At 49.4% G+C, this 15,792-nt stretch carries 12 protein-coding genes; 4 read left to right on the top strand and 8 right to left on the bottom strand.

The features are described 5' to 3' along the window. Nucleotides 1–34 precede the first annotated feature (34 nt). From nadE to HY774_18805, 3 genes are all read right to left on the bottom strand, one after another. A complete protein-coding gene (nadE, locus tag HY774_18815; GenBank protein MBI4750540.1) occupies nucleotides 35–2,014 on the bottom strand; it encodes an NAD(+) synthase in 1,980 nt (659 codons plus the stop codon). Nucleotides 2,015–2,175: 161 nt separating this feature from the next. After that, on the bottom strand, nucleotides 2,176–3,102 hold the full coding sequence (locus HY774_18810; protein MBI4750539.1) for a ribose-phosphate pyrophosphokinase: 927 nt from the start codon (nucleotides 3,100–3,102) through the stop codon (nucleotides 2,176–2,178). 117 nt (nucleotides 3,103–3,219) lie between these two features. Continuing rightward, the gene (locus HY774_18805) at nucleotides 3,220–4,680 is read right to left on the bottom strand and encodes a nicotinate phosphoribosyltransferase (GenBank protein MBI4750538.1); all 1,461 of its coding nucleotides are present in this window, start codon (nucleotides 4,678–4,680) and stop codon (nucleotides 3,220–3,222) included. Between the two features lie 469 nt (nucleotides 4,681–5,149). Here HY774_18805 and HY774_18800 point away from each other — a divergent pair, with 469 nt between their 5' ends. Further along, a complete protein-coding gene (locus tag HY774_18800) occupies nucleotides 5,150–6,151 on the top strand; it encodes a hypothetical protein (GenBank protein MBI4750537.1) in 1,002 nt (333 codons plus the stop codon). Between the two features lie 312 nt (nucleotides 6,152–6,463). Here the strand turns inward: HY774_18800 and HY774_18795 are convergent, their stop codons facing one another. Continuing rightward, nucleotides 6,464–6,823: a hypothetical protein gene (locus HY774_18795; GenBank protein MBI4750536.1), complete on the bottom strand. Its 360-nt coding sequence runs from the start codon at nucleotides 6,821–6,823 to the stop codon at nucleotides 6,464–6,466. 197 nt (nucleotides 6,824–7,020) lie between these two features. On the opposite strand from HY774_18795, the gene HY774_18790 reads away from it, so the two are divergent. After that, nucleotides 7,021–7,605, top strand: a complete 585-nt coding sequence (locus tag HY774_18790) for a lipid II-degrading bacteriocin (protein ID MBI4750535.1) — start codon at nucleotides 7,021–7,023, stop codon at nucleotides 7,603–7,605. Here HY774_18790 and HY774_18785 read toward each other — a convergent pair. From HY774_18785 to HY774_18775, 3 genes are all read right to left on the bottom strand, one after another. Then, complete coding sequence (locus tag HY774_18785; GenBank protein MBI4750534.1) at nucleotides 7,567–8,112, bottom strand: hypothetical protein; 546 nt, start codon at nucleotides 8,110–8,112, stop codon at nucleotides 7,567–7,569. The genes HY774_18790 and HY774_18785 overlap by 39 nt on opposite strands. Before the next feature lie 60 nt (nucleotides 8,113–8,172). Then, nucleotides 8,173–8,487, bottom strand: coding sequence for a hypothetical protein (locus tag HY774_18780; protein ID MBI4750533.1), 315 nt, complete (start codon nucleotides 8,485–8,487; stop codon nucleotides 8,173–8,175). A 152-nt stretch (nucleotides 8,488–8,639) separates the two neighbouring features. Next, the gene (locus HY774_18775) at nucleotides 8,640–9,434 is read right to left on the bottom strand and encodes a sterol desaturase family protein (protein MBI4750532.1); all 795 of its coding nucleotides are present in this window, start codon (nucleotides 9,432–9,434) and stop codon (nucleotides 8,640–8,642) included. Between the two features lie 237 nt (nucleotides 9,435–9,671). Between HY774_18775 and HY774_18770 the strand changes: the two genes are divergently transcribed. Both HY774_18770 and egtD read left to right on the top strand, forming a co-directional pair. After that, the gene (locus HY774_18770) at nucleotides 9,672–10,994 is read left to right on the top strand and encodes an ergothioneine biosynthesis protein EgtB (protein MBI4750531.1); all 1,323 of its coding nucleotides are present in this window, start codon (nucleotides 9,672–9,674) and stop codon (nucleotides 10,992–10,994) included. After that, on the top strand, nucleotides 10,994–11,962 hold the full coding sequence (egtD, locus tag HY774_18765; GenBank protein ID MBI4750530.1) for an L-histidine N(alpha)-methyltransferase: 969 nt from the start codon (nucleotides 10,994–10,996) through the stop codon (nucleotides 11,960–11,962). The genes HY774_18770 and egtD overlap by 1 nt, the downstream gene beginning before the upstream one ends. 215 nt (nucleotides 11,963–12,177) lie before the next feature. Here egtD and HY774_18760 read toward each other — a convergent pair whose 3' ends face one another. Continuing rightward, entirely contained in the window at nucleotides 12,178–15,720 is a 3,543-nt protein-coding gene (locus HY774_18760; GenBank protein ID MBI4750529.1) for a CHAT domain-containing protein, read from the bottom strand. Nucleotides 15,721–15,792: the final 72 nt, after the last annotated feature.

Genomic DNA, 15,792 nt, shown 5'->3' with positions numbered 1-15,792 from the left:
GTTGGAACCTAAGATTTCAACATTCAGATACACCTTATTCAACTGATTTTAACTGTTCAAGCTCACGCTCGAAATTTCCGGAGAGAATTGGGAACCGGCACCAGGTTTTTGGATCCAGATTTTCGTCATCCAGGTGAAATGACGGGGCATATCGCTCGCGTTTCCATTGATTGATGCTCCACAGTTGGAAAAACTTCATCACCCAGCTTTTGAGTGACGTGGCTGGATAGACACTGCCAAAGGTATGTTTGATCAGCCGATAGACATCTTTTGGGTCGCGTTTGTCTCGAATAGCGGCCTTTTCGATGGCATCCAGCACCGGGTAGGGCATCAGGTCAGCTTCGTCAGTTTGACCAAACTCCTGGGGTTTGAGTTCGGCGGTGGGTTGCTGGTTGTTGACGTAGGAAAGCGCCGGGACAGCCGCAAATCCATTCGGACCAGTTGTTTCCATCCATCGCAACCACTCACGCAAAAAAGCTTTGTCAATACCCCCAATCGGAGAAAGTCCGCCACAGGTATCGCCATCCATGGTGGCATAGCCGACAGCGGCTTCACTGCGGTTGCTGGTGGTGAGCAGGAGCGCTCGTTTGACATTGGCGAGCAGCCAGACTCCCGGCGCTCGAACCCGAGCCTGAACATTTTGCAAGGCCAGATCATCCGTGGCCCAGGTGAGGGACCGTCCCAGACTTTCCGAAACCATCCCGACATAGTGCTCGACCAGGGGATTGATGTTGAATTCAAAATACTCAGCCCCAACGGCTTCAGCCACTTTGCGGGCGGCGGTACGGGTCGTCTCACCGCTGTTTTCAGTCGCCTGATACACACAGGTCAGCAGTGTCTGCGAGAGTTGCTCAACCGTCATCTCAGGCGTGAGCGCAGCCAAATATGAAATTTTTTCTAAAAACCGGGCACCACCGAGTTCCGCCAGGCCACGCTCGATCATCAGTCGAACCAGACAGGCCGAAGCACACGAATCAGCCCCACCGCTGAGTGAAATCACAAACCCGTTGGAGCGGCTTTTCCGCATGTAGTCAAACAACCCAAGGGTCAGAGCCCGGGTAAACTCTTCTTTTTTCAGGTCAGGCGATGTTTCCCAGGGTTCAACTGTTTCAGCGTGGCCGAGTAAATCCAGCGAAACTTCTGGAAAATCAAAGGTGCCGGAAATACATCCCACCATGGCATTTTTAAGATCCGGTTGAAAACTGGCGATGCGGGACTGTGACATCCGGGTATTGGCCACATCAACGGTGGTGGCCGTCACACAGACATCTTCAAATGACAGCCGCTTCCCTCGGGTAATGACTTTTCCTTCTGAAGCAATCAGGACTCCGCCATCAAAGAGCGCCCGGCCCGACTCACACCCGAGCAAGTTGGTATGAACATAGGTCACCCCAAACGCCCGTGAGCCTTCAACCACAAACCGTTCGCGGATGGCGTGTTTGGCAAACGCAAAGTGGCTGGCGCTTGGATTGAGAATGATATCAATTCCTTTGAGCGCTAAATCCCCGCCCGGACGGCGTGCGACCCAGGCATCTTCACAGATCTCGTACCCAATTTTGACTCCCGAGACGTCAAAGAAAATGTCCCCAATTGGATACTGTTTACCATCAATAAACTGAATTTCGCAGGCCACGTCTGCCGGCCAGGGTTTGAACCAGCGTGGTTCGTAGTGGATCCCATCTCCGGCCAGATGCTGTTTGGCGACAAATCCCAGAATGTGCCGGTTTACAACCAGACAGTGGGTGTTAAAAATGCCGTTTTGCAGCACAACCGGCAACCCGATTGAAACCAGCATCCCGTCAGTGGCAGGTAAAATGTCATCAACCAGGATTCGTTGCGCCATTTCAACCACCGCCGGCGAATGAAAGGCATCTTCGCACCCATAGCCGGTGATGCACAGTTCAGGTAAACACAGAACCGAAACTCCCTGCTGTCGTCCCAATTCAATAGCTTTCAGAATGTGTTCGGTATTGGACCGCCAGGCAAGTGGTGTTTGACAGGGTTCAGGGTTCAGGGTTCAGGGTTCAGGGTTCAGGGTTCAGGGTTCAGGGTTCAGGGTTCAGGGTTCAGGGTTCAGGGTTCAGGGTTCAGGGTTCAGGGTCTTCGAATTTATGTCCTTTTCGTCCTTTATGTCCTTTTCGTCCTTTTGACTTTCCTTTCCCTGAACCCTGAACCCTAAATTGAACTTTCTGTCAAAAAATCGGCGAGCAATCCGGCAATGGATTTGACGCCGAGAAAATCACCTTGCAGTTCCAGTGCCCTGGGGTGCGAATCAGTACACATAACTCGCTTGATAAGTCCACTGGCCCGGAGTTTTTCTAAAGAACTCCCTGGCAACACGCCGTGAGTCGTCACAACCGAAATGGATTTTGCACCAGCATCCCGGTAGGCGCGGGCAGCATTCAACAACGAACTTCCCGTCCGAATCATATCGTCATAAATCACCACCTGTTGATTTTCAACCTGAGCACTCACGGCGGAAACTGATGTGGTTTCACCATCAATGCGCCGCTTGAAGACAAATGAGGGTTTGACGCCGATTTCATTGGCCAGCGATTCGACCCACTTCGCCCGGCCAGCATCAGTGCAGGCCAGGACAAATTCACCATCCACCAGTTCTCGAATCGCCTGGAGCACAACCTGTTTGCCGTACAAATGTACCGGGCGGATATTGCCTTCAAAGTAATGAGTAATCCCTGAAACATGGAGGTCAAGCAAAACCACCCGATTCCCATCGCGGGCTTCCGGAATCACTGAGATGAGCCGCGCGCGGGTTTTGGCGGTGACGACCTCGCCAGACTTCACGGCACGCTCCATCGTCGAATATCCAAAATAAGGAATGATCAGGGTCAAGGTTTCGGCTTCGTGTTTGGCGGCAGCACAGGCAGCATCATAGAGTTCGAGCGTGTCGGAATCACTGATGGTTCCCCCAATAAAAATGACATTTCGCCCTTTCACGGGTGTCAAAATGCGCTGGTATCGCTCACCGTCAGGAAACACTGTGCGGTCAATCAGCCCCGGTTCAAAATGCCCAAGCGCGCAAATGGCTTCCCGCAGGTAGGTATAGGATTGGGTGCTGAAAATCAAATATGGTGACGACATAAGCTTTCCATTGAATGAAGAATGGAAGAATGAAGAATGAAGAATGAAGCTGGTTTTTGGTTTTGAAAACCCTGAACCCGATGTTTTCTTCATTCTCAATTCTTCATTCTCAATTCTCTAGCTCTTGACTCCGCGAGCCTTCAACACCAGATCGGTCTTGAGGGCGTGGAGTGATTTTTCAAGTCCGACCGGGTACTGGTGTGGATTGACAAACCGCTTGACGCCCGAATGGAACTTCTCCAGGTTCTGGTGTGTTTGGGTGCGGATTTCAGCAATCGGCGGGTTTTCATACACACAGCTTCCCTTCCGGAAAACGGGAACCAGGAGGTCTTCAAATGGGGTTCCAGCCGTCAGTCGTTTCTGGCGGGTCATATCCATTGGATCAACCATCACACATCCGCCTGATAAATCAGTACTTACGTCATAAATGACATCAGCCACACTTTCACCGTTGTGAAAGTAGCGTCGAACCTGTTGGATTCCAGGGTTTGAAATCTTAATGGCCTGCTCGGAAAGTTTGACCCGGTGATGCCATTCGCCGTCGCGGTCCCGAATACACGACAGCTTATAGACTCCGCCCAGGGCGGGCTGATCATAAGCGGTAATGAGCTTTGTCCCGACGCCCCACATTCCAATTTGGGCGCCTTGCTGCTTGAGACTGTTGATGATGGTTTCGTCGAGGTCATTGCTGGCCACAATCGTGGCGTGGGGGAACCCGGCTTCATCCAGGAGCTTTCGGGCTTCGATGCTCAAATACGCTAAGTCACCGGAATCCAATCGGATGCCAATCATTTCATGGCCTTCGCCGCGCAACCATTTCCCAACTTCGATGGCTTTTTTGACACCTTCGAGCGTGTCATAGGTATCAACCAGAAACACGCAATTATTGGGCATGGCTTTGGCATAGGTTTGAAAGGCTTCCAGTTCATCATCAAAGCACATCACCCAGCTATGGGCATGGGTGCCCTTGACCGGAATTCCATACACTTTCCCAGCCAGCACATTTGAAGTCGCCGCGCACCCGCCGATGTACGCAGCCCGACTGGCGGCCAGTCCACCGTCAATTCCCTGAGCCCGCCGAACGCCAAATTCGAGCACCGGTTCACCTTCAGCGGCCATGCATACCCGCGCGGCCTTGGTGGCAATCAACGATTGGAAATTGACGATATTTAACAACGCCGTTTCCAGAATCTGGGTCTGGATGATATCGCCTTGAATCCGGATGAGTGGTTCAGAAGGAAACACAATCGTGCCTTCAGGCACGGCATCCAGGTCACATGAAAAGGACATTTCCTGCAAATACTGCAGAAACTTGTCTTCAAACAACGGATTTCCGTCTCGTCCAATCAACGACGCCAGGTATTCCACGTCTGAAGCATCAAATTTGAAATGCTGGAGGAGGGTAATCACGTGTGCCAGGCCGGCAGCCACACAGTAGCCGCCATTAAATGGGTTTTTGCGGAAAAACAGATGAAAGGTGGCTTCTTTCTGACCGATCCCGGATTTCCAATAGCCATAGGCCATCGTGAGTTGATACAGGTCGGTCAGCAAGGCCAGGGACTGGTTATAGATCAACATGGGTGAACCTCAATTTGGAAAGAAAAAACTGCGGGCTAAAAACTTCGGGCCTGGGGCTGAAGACTGCGGGCTGAAAACTTCGGGCTTGGGGCTGAAGAAAACAGGTTGAAGAATTGGTTTTATTTCATCCTTCATCCTTCATCCCTCATCCCTTGCTTCATCCCTCATCCCTCATCCTTTGGTTTCATCCCACATCCCTTTATTTGAGGCGCTAGTGTAGTGATTTGAAGCCGAAAAGAAAACTCCTGTTGAAACCTCTAAGTTTCCGAAGAGAAACTTTAGACCTGTCTTTGAATTTATGTTGTATTTAACTGGCTTCCAGTATTGTCATCCTACTTAACGAACTCCCAATCAAATCTGAACTATCCCTAACTACCTGCAGTGGTGTCTGATATCCCACCCCTGAGGTGAGGATCACCACTGAACCCACCGATTTAAACTATTTATTACTTTTGGAGTTTCAACACCTATGACTCAGCTTGCACAATCAAACACCACCCCATCTCCTGTTTCCCGTAGGGTCAACAAAGGCATCCGATTCTTTCTCTTGAGCGCATTGATTTTATCTTGTGCGTTTTTTAAAACCCCATATCACTCAGCTTTTGCCAAATCTCCAAATAAATCAGTGAGCCGGACAGCGAACAAACTTGAGCGCCTGGCCGATCACACCTCAAATCACCCAAATGCCAAAGCTCGTCAAGTAACGCTGCACGTTTTGGCAACCCACAGTGGATTCTCAATCAATGAACTTGAAAAGTATGCAGCATCAATACCTCTGGGCAAACTCGCCAAGGCCGCCGTTGTCGCTCATGCAACTCAGCAAAGCCTTGACCAGGTGGTCTCGCAAATCGTAACTGGAACCTCACTCAACCAAATTGCGCACCAGTCCCAGGTCGGTGGAAACGTGATTCGATCAGCCGTTTTGACAACTTTTACAGCCCTCACCCTCAGCCTGACACACATTCTGCCCTCAACGGCGGATAATGATGGCGATGGAATTCCAAATGCCTGGGATGATGATATTGATGGTGACAATATCAAGAATGCCGATGACCCCGACATTGATGGTGATGGCACACCCAATGCCGAGGATAGCGATATGGACGACGATGGAATGAATAACAACATTGATGATGACATCGATGGAGACAATGTCGCCAATTCAGAGGACGATGATATGGATGGTGACAACCAGTCTAATGATGAAGACTCAGACGATGACGGTGACAACATTGAAGATCAACTGGATGACGACGATGACAGTGATGGCATTGACGATGATGACGATCCAGATTCTCAAGAAGACGAAGATGGCGATGAAGATGGCGATGAAGATGGCGACGAAGATGGCGACGAAGATGGCGATGAAGATGGCGACGAAGATGGCGACGAAGATAGATGGCGACGAAGATGGCGACGAAGATGGCGACGAAGATGGCGACGAAGATGGCGACTAATTCTGCTTTTCTAGCCAGTTGGAGAGAATTTACCATCGTTCATATAAGCAACCCCAGACAGAATTGTTTCTGTTTTTGAATGACAGTGTGGTTTAGCAATTGGCTTTTGCCCTGGCCCAGACACAAGTTGTCTGGGCCTTTTTCTTTGAGTGAGAAGTAAGATGAATGCCGATTTAAAATTGAATTTAAATGAGTCAGTAGCCAGTGGTGAGTAGTCAACAAATTCAAACTTTCCAATTATACCATTTTGGAATGAACCTCTCTTGTTATGGGAAGGCTAAATTATTGAAAGAATTGTATTTCCATCAGCCCTTAGCCCGATACCCTCAGCCCAAAGTGGTATTACTTAGTACAAGTCCCCATAAAAGAGGAATGAAATTCGGCCACTCAATGGCGGAAAATTGGTTTTCGCCCGGATGGGCGCCGGACAATAGCCGGTGGCAAGTGTCGCTTTGGACATGCGGCCACCGGACAGAGCCGCCATCAAGGGTTCGCGCCCGGATGGGCGCTGGAAGTTGGTTCGATCCCGCTTTTCGTGGAAGTTTTGGCTTCTGGCTCACGACTCCTGTTCCAGCGCCCATCCGGGCGCGGACCACCGTGGACCCAAGCTCCGGTGGTGTGCCCAAAGCGGCAAACCACCGGCTATTCTCCGGCGCCCATCCGGGCGAAAGCCAATTCGGAATCACCGAAATTCCATCCCCCATTTATGGGGACTTGTACTTAGCAAAATCCGGTTAGGAGCTTTTTAGAGGAGACGATTATTTTTTGGTTTGGCCCACGGTTTGCCTGAAGGTGAGTGGATTTACATTTCTGAGTTGACCTGGGCAGCTTTCTTGCCGGGATTAACTCAAATTCATCTGAATGTTTGATAAGGAACGCACATATGGCGAAAACCGCACGTCCTGGCCAGTATCGCACCGGAGCTTCACTGGTTGAATCTCCTCCCCAACAGCCAATCTCCCCTCCTATTACAACCTCTTCGCAACCTGAAGCTGCTTTTCAGAATATTGATAGTACCCTGGCATTTTCACACTATAGAGGTGGGAGTGGACGTCCTCTCCGAATGTCATTCAATGATATTGATACGTCATCAGTTAAACCGTCACAATTTCCTGCACTCAAAGCTTATATAGGTCCTGGTAAAGTTTGTCGAAATCAAATAATCCAAATTGAAGATGCAAGATTAAAATTTTTAACTTCGGGTGATCAGTCGCTTTTCTTAGGCAACATTACATTAAAATTAAATGGAGTGCTTATTACAAGAGACGATTGTTCCTTTGAATTTAAAGGAATTTTGAAAGCCTTTGATGATATTTATGATTTTAACCCTTCGTTTCATCGAAACATTTTTGCCGAAGGATTAACGAGATTAGGCAGTCTCATACCTGGCACCCAATATTACATCCAAATCCGAGGCGAGAAACCTATCTCAGAAAAAGGAACAAGCCCAGCCGGTGAAGCTAAATGAAGCAGTGAAGAAAAGTTGTCCCAGCTTCATAAACCCCACGATCACCAAACCTGCGATTGCAACACATAGCCCCAACCAGCTTCGGTGTTTGTTCAACTCAAGCTTCCATCTCAAGCCATTTTCAGGAGGAAGATACAGATTGTCCGTCTTGATTCCTTCAATGAGTTTTGAATTTGGCATCACCCAGATCGTCGCCTGTGAACGAACAGCAAGCCGATCAGCAACCGTCAAGCCAGTGTACTGATTTTGATAGATGGGTTGATTGATGAGGTACGTCTCATTTTCCGACCCAAAGACAACATCGCCATTGGCTCTGTCATAGAAACAATAAGCGTACTGAATCTCATAAGTTACAAAATCAGTAACGGTGGGGGTTTTCAACCCATTGTAAGCCGCAAAACCCAGGCCGAGACAAACAACCAGCCACCCGAAGATGTACTTGCGTTTTCTTCGGGCCATCACGTAACAGCAAACAACGGCACTGATGAGATAGAAGAAGAATTCCATGGCTGACTCACCGGGATTACCAGATTACTTCATCACAGTCTATTCGAAGAAGATCTTTTGCTAGAACGGGGAAGGACAAAAGTGTTTTGTGTTTTTCTTCAATCGGAGCACCACAAATTGCTTCCCGGCAATGTAAATTTCGATACACCCAAAACCTGACACTCGACTCCCTTCGGCAAAAACCGAATTGGTCCATCCAAAAGACTTAAACCGGTTTTCGACAAACTTCAGCCTGGATTGGTTGAGCTTCTGATTGCGCTCCCTTTTTCCAAGCCGCGCAATCACAATGATGTTTGTGTCTTTGACTTCTCTGGCTTTTTGAAGAGCATTATCCAACACCGCCAGGGCAATTTCGCATTCGGCTGGAGCTTGCAAGATATCTTGAACAGACAGAGTCTTCTTTTGGGAATTCAATCTATCAGCATTCAGGTGGTATGGACCAAAAATGGCAAGGCTCAAAAAAAGGATAAGGAACCAGACTTGTTTCATTCAGATAAACCTCTTTTGTTCTCAAATCAGAAATTTGGTTATCCCTTTCTCAACGGCCACACCTGTTGAAACCAGAAGGTTTTTGGAAACGTCTCGATTCCGTCAAACCCGAGTCGGGCTGGAACCTTTTGGTTTGGTAGATAGGCTGTCCCAAAAATCCAGTCCCAACAACAAAAAACAATCCCAAAATTCCGATTCAGGGGGCCGCTGTCAGGATGCACGTGATGCCAGATGTGAAGCTCCGGATGGTTGATCAGGTATTTCAACGGCCCAATCGAAAGATGAAGGTTTGCGTGGGCATATTGCCCAACCAGCGTTCCGATGACGGCATACCAGATCAGCACGTAGCCGCTACACCCGAGATACACGACTGGCACATAGAGCAACGTGTCGTACATCACGGCTTCCAGCCAGTGAAAACGCCAGTTCCCGATCCAGTCCATTTCGGTAATGCTGTGATGGACTTTGTGAAATTCCCATAACCATGGGACCCGATGTAACAGGTTGTGGATCAAATACTTGCAGAAATCCAGAACAATCAGAACCCCCAGAAGTTGAGCCCAGAACGGCCAGTCTTCCACCACGCCGCGATAAATCCATCCATAGAGCCCAAACCGGTCAAGCCAGTTTTCAAACGATTCGATCAGAAATGGAATCACGGCAGCCGTTAACATTCCAAATAGTTTCGCGTTGAACAGAAAGTGGCCCACGTCGGTCAAAAATCCGGGCCGGACAATCCCACGCGGCACCGTCGGGCGGAGGCGTTCGACTATCACACACATCAGGGCAAACACCGCCAGCCAGAAAAAATAGTCGTAGATCAAAAATTCCATAAGCCCACATATGCGAAGTGCAAAAGTGCCGACAAGTCGGCGCACTCCAAAAATTTCCGCTGGAACGGTTTCTTTGTGGCGCTGAGTTAGTGCACAATCCCTAACATCCAGAGCAACTACTGTCATTTCACATTCTTACACATTACTGATTTTGGTTCAGAGTTTAACCGGATCTCTTCATCGGAACAAACCGGCTGAAACCTTTTTCAGTAACCGCTTGACCAGGAGACCAATCCGATGAGCAACCACGTTTTTGGTCAGTCCCAACTTGCCTCCCCCACGCCCAAAGATCAGCTTCTTGAGGAATTCCAGAAAGTTCGCACTTTGAGCGAAACCCTGTGCCTGCCGCTTGAAACTGAAGATTATGTCATCCAGTCAATGCCGGATGTCAGCCCGCCCAAATGGCATCTGGCCCATACAAGCTGGTTTTTTGAAATCTTTATCCTGCAATCATTTGCCAAAGATTACACCTGCTTTCACCCAAAATATAATTTTCTGTTCAATTCCTATTATGAAGCGGTTGGCGAACGTCATCCGCGTCCCAAACGAGGGCTGCTGTCACGTCCAACCGTTGATGAAGTCATGCAGTACCGGCACTTTGTTGACGAAGAAATGCAGCGCTTTTTTGAAACGCTCGACGACACCACGTTTGAAACCATCAAACCGCTTCTGACCCTCGGGTTACACCACGAACAACAACATCAGGAACTGCTTCTGACCGACATCAAACACATCCTGGCCATTAACCCGCTCCGCCCAGCGTACAAAGCCAGTTTTCCTGAACCCGCTGAAGCAACAACCACCGAAATGCCTCCGCTCAAATGGATTGGGTTTTCAGGCGGCGTCAAACCAATTGGATATTCCGGGCACGACTTTGTGTTTGATAACGAAACCCCTCGCCATTCGGTGTTTGTTGAGGATTTCAAACTGGCGTCACGGCTGGTGACCAATGGCGAGTTTTTGGAATTTATCGCTGATGGTGGGTATTGCACGCCTACGTTGTGGCTTTCAGATGGCTGGCGTGTGATTCTTGAGCAAGGTTGGGATTCACCGCTGTACTGGGAGCAGATTGAAGGCGACTGGTGGATGATGACCCTGGCCGGCATGCGTCGGGTTGACCCGGCTGAACCACTGTGCCACGTAAGTTTTTATGAAGCGGATGCCTTTGCCCGCTGGGCCGGAAAGCGCTTGCCGACCGAAGCTGAGTGGGAACATGCCGCCGAAGGTATCACCGTTTCTGGAAATTTACTTGAGTCAGGCAAGCTTCACCCAACGGCACTGGCTTCAACGCCCCCAGGCTTACCTGGAAAGCCACAGCAACTCTTTGGTGATGTGTGGGAATGGACTCAGAGTCCCTACACGGCATATCCGGGGTATAAACCGGCGGCTGGCGCGCTTGGCGAATACAACGGGAAATTTATGTGTAATCAACTGGTTCTGAGAGGTGGTTCGTGCGTGACTTCGACCTCGCACATCAGGCCCACCTATCGGAATTTTTTCCCCGCCGAAGCCCGCTGGCAGTTTACCGGGTTGCGGCTTGCCGAGGACGCAAACTCATGATGCCGCGTGAATCGTTCGCTTTTTTTGATTACCAGCCACAACTTGACAACCTGTTCACCGAAGTCGTCACTGGGTTGTCTCACCTGCCCAAACAACTGCCCGCCAAATTGTTTTATGACCAGCGAGGGTCGGAACTCTTTGAGGAAATTTGCCAGCTTGATGAATATTACCTGACCCGCACCGAACTTGGGATTTTGCGCCGACACGCCGCGGACATGGCATCGCTGCTTGGCGACCATTGCCTGTTGATTGAATACGGCAGCGGCAACAGCCGGAAAATCCGCCTCCTGCTTGACCAGCTCAATCAATCGTCAGCCGTGTACATGCCAATTGATATTTCAAAGGAACATCTCAAACAAGCCGCGTCACAACTGGCCGTCTGTTATCCAAATCTTGAAATTGTAGCGGTTTGTGCCGATTACACCCGCCGATTGGACTTGCCTCAAACCCGGCGACAGATTCGACACAAAGCGGTATTTTTCCCCGGTTCGACGATTGGCAATTTCCCACCCGCCGAAGCCCGCACCTTTCTGGCCAACGCCGCCCAGATGCTCTCACCCGGCGGCAGGCTGGTCATTGGCGTGGATGTCAAAAAAGATGAAGCGATTTTGAATGCCGCTTACAACGACGCCCAAGGTGTCACGGCTGAGTTCAACCTGAATATGCTGAACCGGCTCAACCGCGAACTGAAGACTGATTTTGACGTGAGCGCCTTTTCTCATCATGCCTTCTACAATCCAACTCGCGGTTGTATCGAAATGCACCTGGTCAGCCAGAAACCCCAGACAGTTCATCTGGGCGACCACACCTTTCACTTTGAAGCCGGTGAATCAATCCACTCGGAAGATTCCTTCAAATACAGCATTCCGGAATTTGAAGCCCTCGCCCAGGAAGTCGGCTTTGAACCCCTCCGGGTCTGGACCGATGACAACAACCTGTTTAGTGTGTTTTGTTTGCAAGCAATTTAGGAATGAAGAATGAAGAAACCATTGAGTGGTTAGTGGTAGTTAGTGGTTAGTGGTTAGTGGTTAGTGGTTAGTGGTTAGTGGTTAGTGGTTAGTTCTTGGCTTCCAACGTTTCTTCGAAAGTATTGATTTCTAACCACTAGCCACTAACCACTTTTCTTCGAAAGTATTGATTTCTAACCACTAACCACTAGCCACTAGCCACTTTCTTCATTCTTCTAATATTGTCCCTGCACCTGAAAAGCTGCCCAGTAAAACGGAGATTTCCAGGCCCGTTCTTTTCGAATGGAAAGCTGGGCGGCACGCAATGCCTGTCCAGGCTTCATCTTTTCAGGTCCAAGCATATTCTGGTAAAAGCGCTTCATTAGTTCCGACGTGGCCTGATCATCAACCATCCACAAACTGGCCACGACCCGGCGGGCACCGGCATACAAAAAGCCTCGCGTAAGCCCAATCAGCCCTTCGCCACCTTGTTCCTGACCAATACCTGTCTGGCAGGCACTGAGCACCACTAAATCAGCATTAAGCTTGAGGTTGTAAATATCGCCAAGCCGTAAAAACCCATCAATTGAATTCCGGTCACGGTCCACCAAAGATAAGACAACGGCTGAAAGCTCTGGATTGTCAGTGTCGAGCAGGCCGTGGGTGGCAAAGTGCAACATCGAGTACCGGGTCAAATCCGTGGTGCGAACTTTATCCAGGCTGGCATCAAAGGCAATGGCTTTGAGAACCTGCTCAGCCGGAAACAATTTCGAGATTTCCTCGGCTTCAATTCGGGTAAACGGAAGTCGTTGTATGTTTAATTGTTGAACTATCGCCGGTTCCCGTGGTTGTTCAGTCGTTGGCTTGCCGAGTAACTCAGCTTTGGTCAAATTTCGGTTGGGAGTTGCGTGCTCAAGCGGCGCCGATTGGTTTGTAACCGGAACTTCCTCGGATCGAAAGACCGGGTCGGCGAAAATTGCCAGCCTTTGGGGCCGGTTGGTGGTGTCCGGTTTGGAAAGCGCCGTTAAGATTGAAGCTGAAGGCAAGGTAATGAGTTCGAACGAGTCGAGAAGAACTGCCTGGGGTTCAGGGTTCAGGGTTCGGGGTTCAGGGTTTTTCTTCTCTTTTGAGAGCAATTCAGCGACTGGTTTGGTTTCTCGCTCAGGATTTTCTTTCGAAAATGGCAAGGCGGCAAAGGGGATATACTGGAGTTTGCCATCGGCCACCAGCAGCAGCCGTGGACCTTTTAAATGCGGGCGGAGCGGTTCCAGAATCAACTCACTCAATTCAGTGGCAGCTTTCCAGTACCGGGTTTCAGCTTCGGCTCTGACGCGTTTTCGTTCGGCAACGTCAAGTTGTGGTTGGGGTTGGAGTTGAGTAAGGGCGTCTGACACTTTTTCAATGACCGGGTCGAGTTTCTCTTTTCCAGGCAGGACCACATAGGCCAGGTTGTTTGGAGTGACAACCCAGGCATAGCTGTTTACTTCTCGAAAACTATACTCAACCAGTTGGGTATCGGCGGAAATCACCTGCTGGATCTGGTCGGTGGTGAGCGGCTGAATCTGAGTTAAAGCCGCATATTTGGGGCTGGTTTCCCGGATTTTGGCGTCCAGTTGCTGAAGGGCGGATTCGGTACTTTGGATATCGCGTTTGAGTTTTACCTCCTGGTCCACCTTATGTACCTTTCCAAGCAATTCCGTCCAGGCGGCATATTTCGCTGTCAGGGTTTGCCGGAGTTTCTTTTCTTCAGCCAAAAGCGTCGGGTCACATCCTTCGCGAATGTCCACTTTGCTTTCAGTCAGCAATTCCAACAGTACCCGGGCCCTGGCTCGCTCGCTGATTTCAAAAGCAATGCGGTCGTGTCCCTGGTTGGGATCTTTTTGATGCAGGAGCAAAAACAACATGACCAGTTCTTTGTAATTCCTGGCTTGACTTGATTGAAACGAGAGCCGAAGATCAGATTGCACCAGATTTGAACGCAGCCGATCAAACAAAAGGACCGATTCCAACCCAAGTTCACGCGCTTTCCGGTAGTTTCCCAGGTTCACTTCGGTCTCAGCCAGACCTTTCAATGACTGGGCATGTTCAAGTGGGGAAAGGAGTTTTTCAGTGAATTTGATTGACTGTTGATACAAATCCTGGGCCTTGACCCAGTCTTTCCGTTCTGAGGCAAACTGACCAAGTTGAAAGTACAGATTTCCTAACTGGTCTTGTTGCTTGAGGTTTATTGCCTGACTCAGTGTTTCCTGAAAGATTTGTTCGGCTTCAGGAATTCTTTTCAATGCACGATATGCCAGCCCAATGTCCTGTTGGGTTTGAATTTGCAGTCGAGAATTCCCAAGTGCTTTTGAGAGAGTTAACGATTTTTGTAAAATAGTGAGGGCCAGTTCAAACTCCCCATTTGCTCCGTAAGCGTCGCCCAGGTTGTGGAGCGTTGATGCCTGCCCAGGTAAATCCTTTTGGGTCTCGCGGATGGCAAGTGCCGACTGGTAACAGTCAATTGCTTTGAGATTATTTCCAAGGGTTTTATATAAAACTCCCAGCGAATTCAGTACAAACGCCTGTCCACTCAGGTCTCCAATTTGTTTTTTGATCTCCAATGCTTCCTGCAAGACTGCCAATGCTTTCTGATAATCCCCTAAGACTCGAAACACATTCCCATATATCACGAGAGTAAGTGAGTAATACCAGCGATTATTCAAGCTTTTAAACATCCGGATAGCCTCTTCAAGGGGGTTAATCGCCTCCACGGCCTCACCCAGATGAAAGAGAGTTTCTCCGATTCTGAGTTTGACTCCAGCTTGAAGAAAATGCATGCCAAGCTTTGTGAAAATCACTTCTGCTTGTCGGAAGTACTCGAGGGCTGATCCAAAATCCCCTAAAGAGTTCTGGATCAAACCCAGCGAAAACAGTGAAATTCCCTCGGCTTGCTGGTCATCAATACTGCGGCTCAGTTCGAGTCCACGCTCAAAATACAGTCTGGCTTTATCAAATTTGCCTTCAGAAAATAAGATTTGCCCAAGCTGAGCCATAGTTACCGTTAAACTGTTGTTATCATTCAGCTTTTCCCACATCGGCAGCGCTTTTTCAAAGCAAATGACGGCAGTATCCAGTTTTCGCAACCGCATTGACATGGCGCCGATGTTGGTCAAGACATTGGCTTCACCATAGAGATCATCAGTTTGCTTATAAAAAGGAATGGCTTTTTCATACCCTTCAATTGCTTTCATCAACCCTTCTGCCGTACCTTTGGCGAGTTGGACTTCGGCTTCGGCAAAATATTTTTGGGCCAGCACCCGTGCCTGATCGGTTTCGGTTGGTTGCCGAATCTCAAGCAGTTGAATCAGATATGAACTTCCCTGCGGAATTCCCTCAACCGGGCTAACATCCAGTTGGTACCGCCCTGGGGTCGCAGCCAGGAGATAAACTGGCTCTTCGCCATTGAGGGCATTCATTCGATTGGCGTTGACAATGAGAGAGCCATCCGGCGCCGTGACTTTGATCTGCACATCAACTCCTCGCTGAGTCACCCGCACCACCGCAAACTGGCCGGCGTTGAGATCAACCGTGTACGACTGTGCGGGCATTTGTTCGAACGAAAATGATTCTTCACGACCAGGGATGAGGATTGGAATACTGGATTTCTCAGCCTGGCTTGATTGTGGGTAAACAGCAGCCTGACTGGTCAACGAAGCCGTGAGCCCAATACAGCCTATGAGTTCCAGTACAACGACAGCCATGAACGTAGCCTTGAGCAAACGAAAACCTGCGTGAGACATACCTTTCTCACCTCCACAATGCGGCTGAAAACGAATGAGTTTGACGGTTCAGAGTTCCGGTTGAGGAACTCT

It is taken from the genome of Acidobacteriota bacterium (assembly GCA_016208495.1).
Classification (GTDB): domain Bacteria; phylum Acidobacteriota; class Blastocatellia; order Chloracidobacteriales; family Chloracidobacteriaceae; genus JACQXX01.
Note: the sequence above shows the minus strand (reverse complement) of the source record. Positions and strands in the feature narration are given on the sequence as shown.

What these genes read in the sequence shown, in the direction of transcription:
- HY774_18810 (MBI4750539.1), bottom strand. Translation starts at nt 3,102, where the DNA reads ATGTCGTCACCATATTTGATTTTCAGCACCCAATCCTATACCTACCTG.
- HY774_18805 (MBI4750538.1), bottom strand. Translation starts at nt 4,680, where the DNA reads ATGTTGATCTATAACCAGTCCCTGGCCTTGCTGACCGACCTGTATCAA.
- HY774_18800 (MBI4750537.1), top strand. Translation starts at nt 5,150, where the DNA reads ATGACTCAGCTTGCACAATCAAACACCACCCCATCTCCTGTTTCCCGT.
- HY774_18790 (MBI4750535.1), top strand. Translation starts at nt 7,021, where the DNA reads ATGGCGAAAACCGCACGTCCTGGCCAGTATCGCACCGGAGCTTCACTG.
- HY774_18785 (MBI4750534.1), bottom strand. Translation starts at nt 8,112, where the DNA reads ATGGAATTCTTCTTCTATCTCATCAGTGCCGTTGTTTGCTGTTACGTG.
- HY774_18775 (MBI4750532.1), bottom strand. Translation starts at nt 9,434, where the DNA reads ATGGAATTTTTGATCTACGACTATTTTTTCTGGCTGGCGGTGTTTGCC.
- HY774_18770 (MBI4750531.1), top strand. Translation starts at nt 9,672, where the DNA reads ATGAGCAACCACGTTTTTGGTCAGTCCCAACTTGCCTCCCCCACGCCC.
- egtD (MBI4750530.1), top strand. Translation starts at nt 10,994, where the DNA reads ATGCCGCGTGAATCGTTCGCTTTTTTTGATTACCAGCCACAACTTGAC.
- HY774_18760 (MBI4750529.1), bottom strand. Translation starts at nt 15,720, where the DNA reads ATGTCTCACGCAGGTTTTCGTTTGCTCAAGGCTACGTTCATGGCTGTC.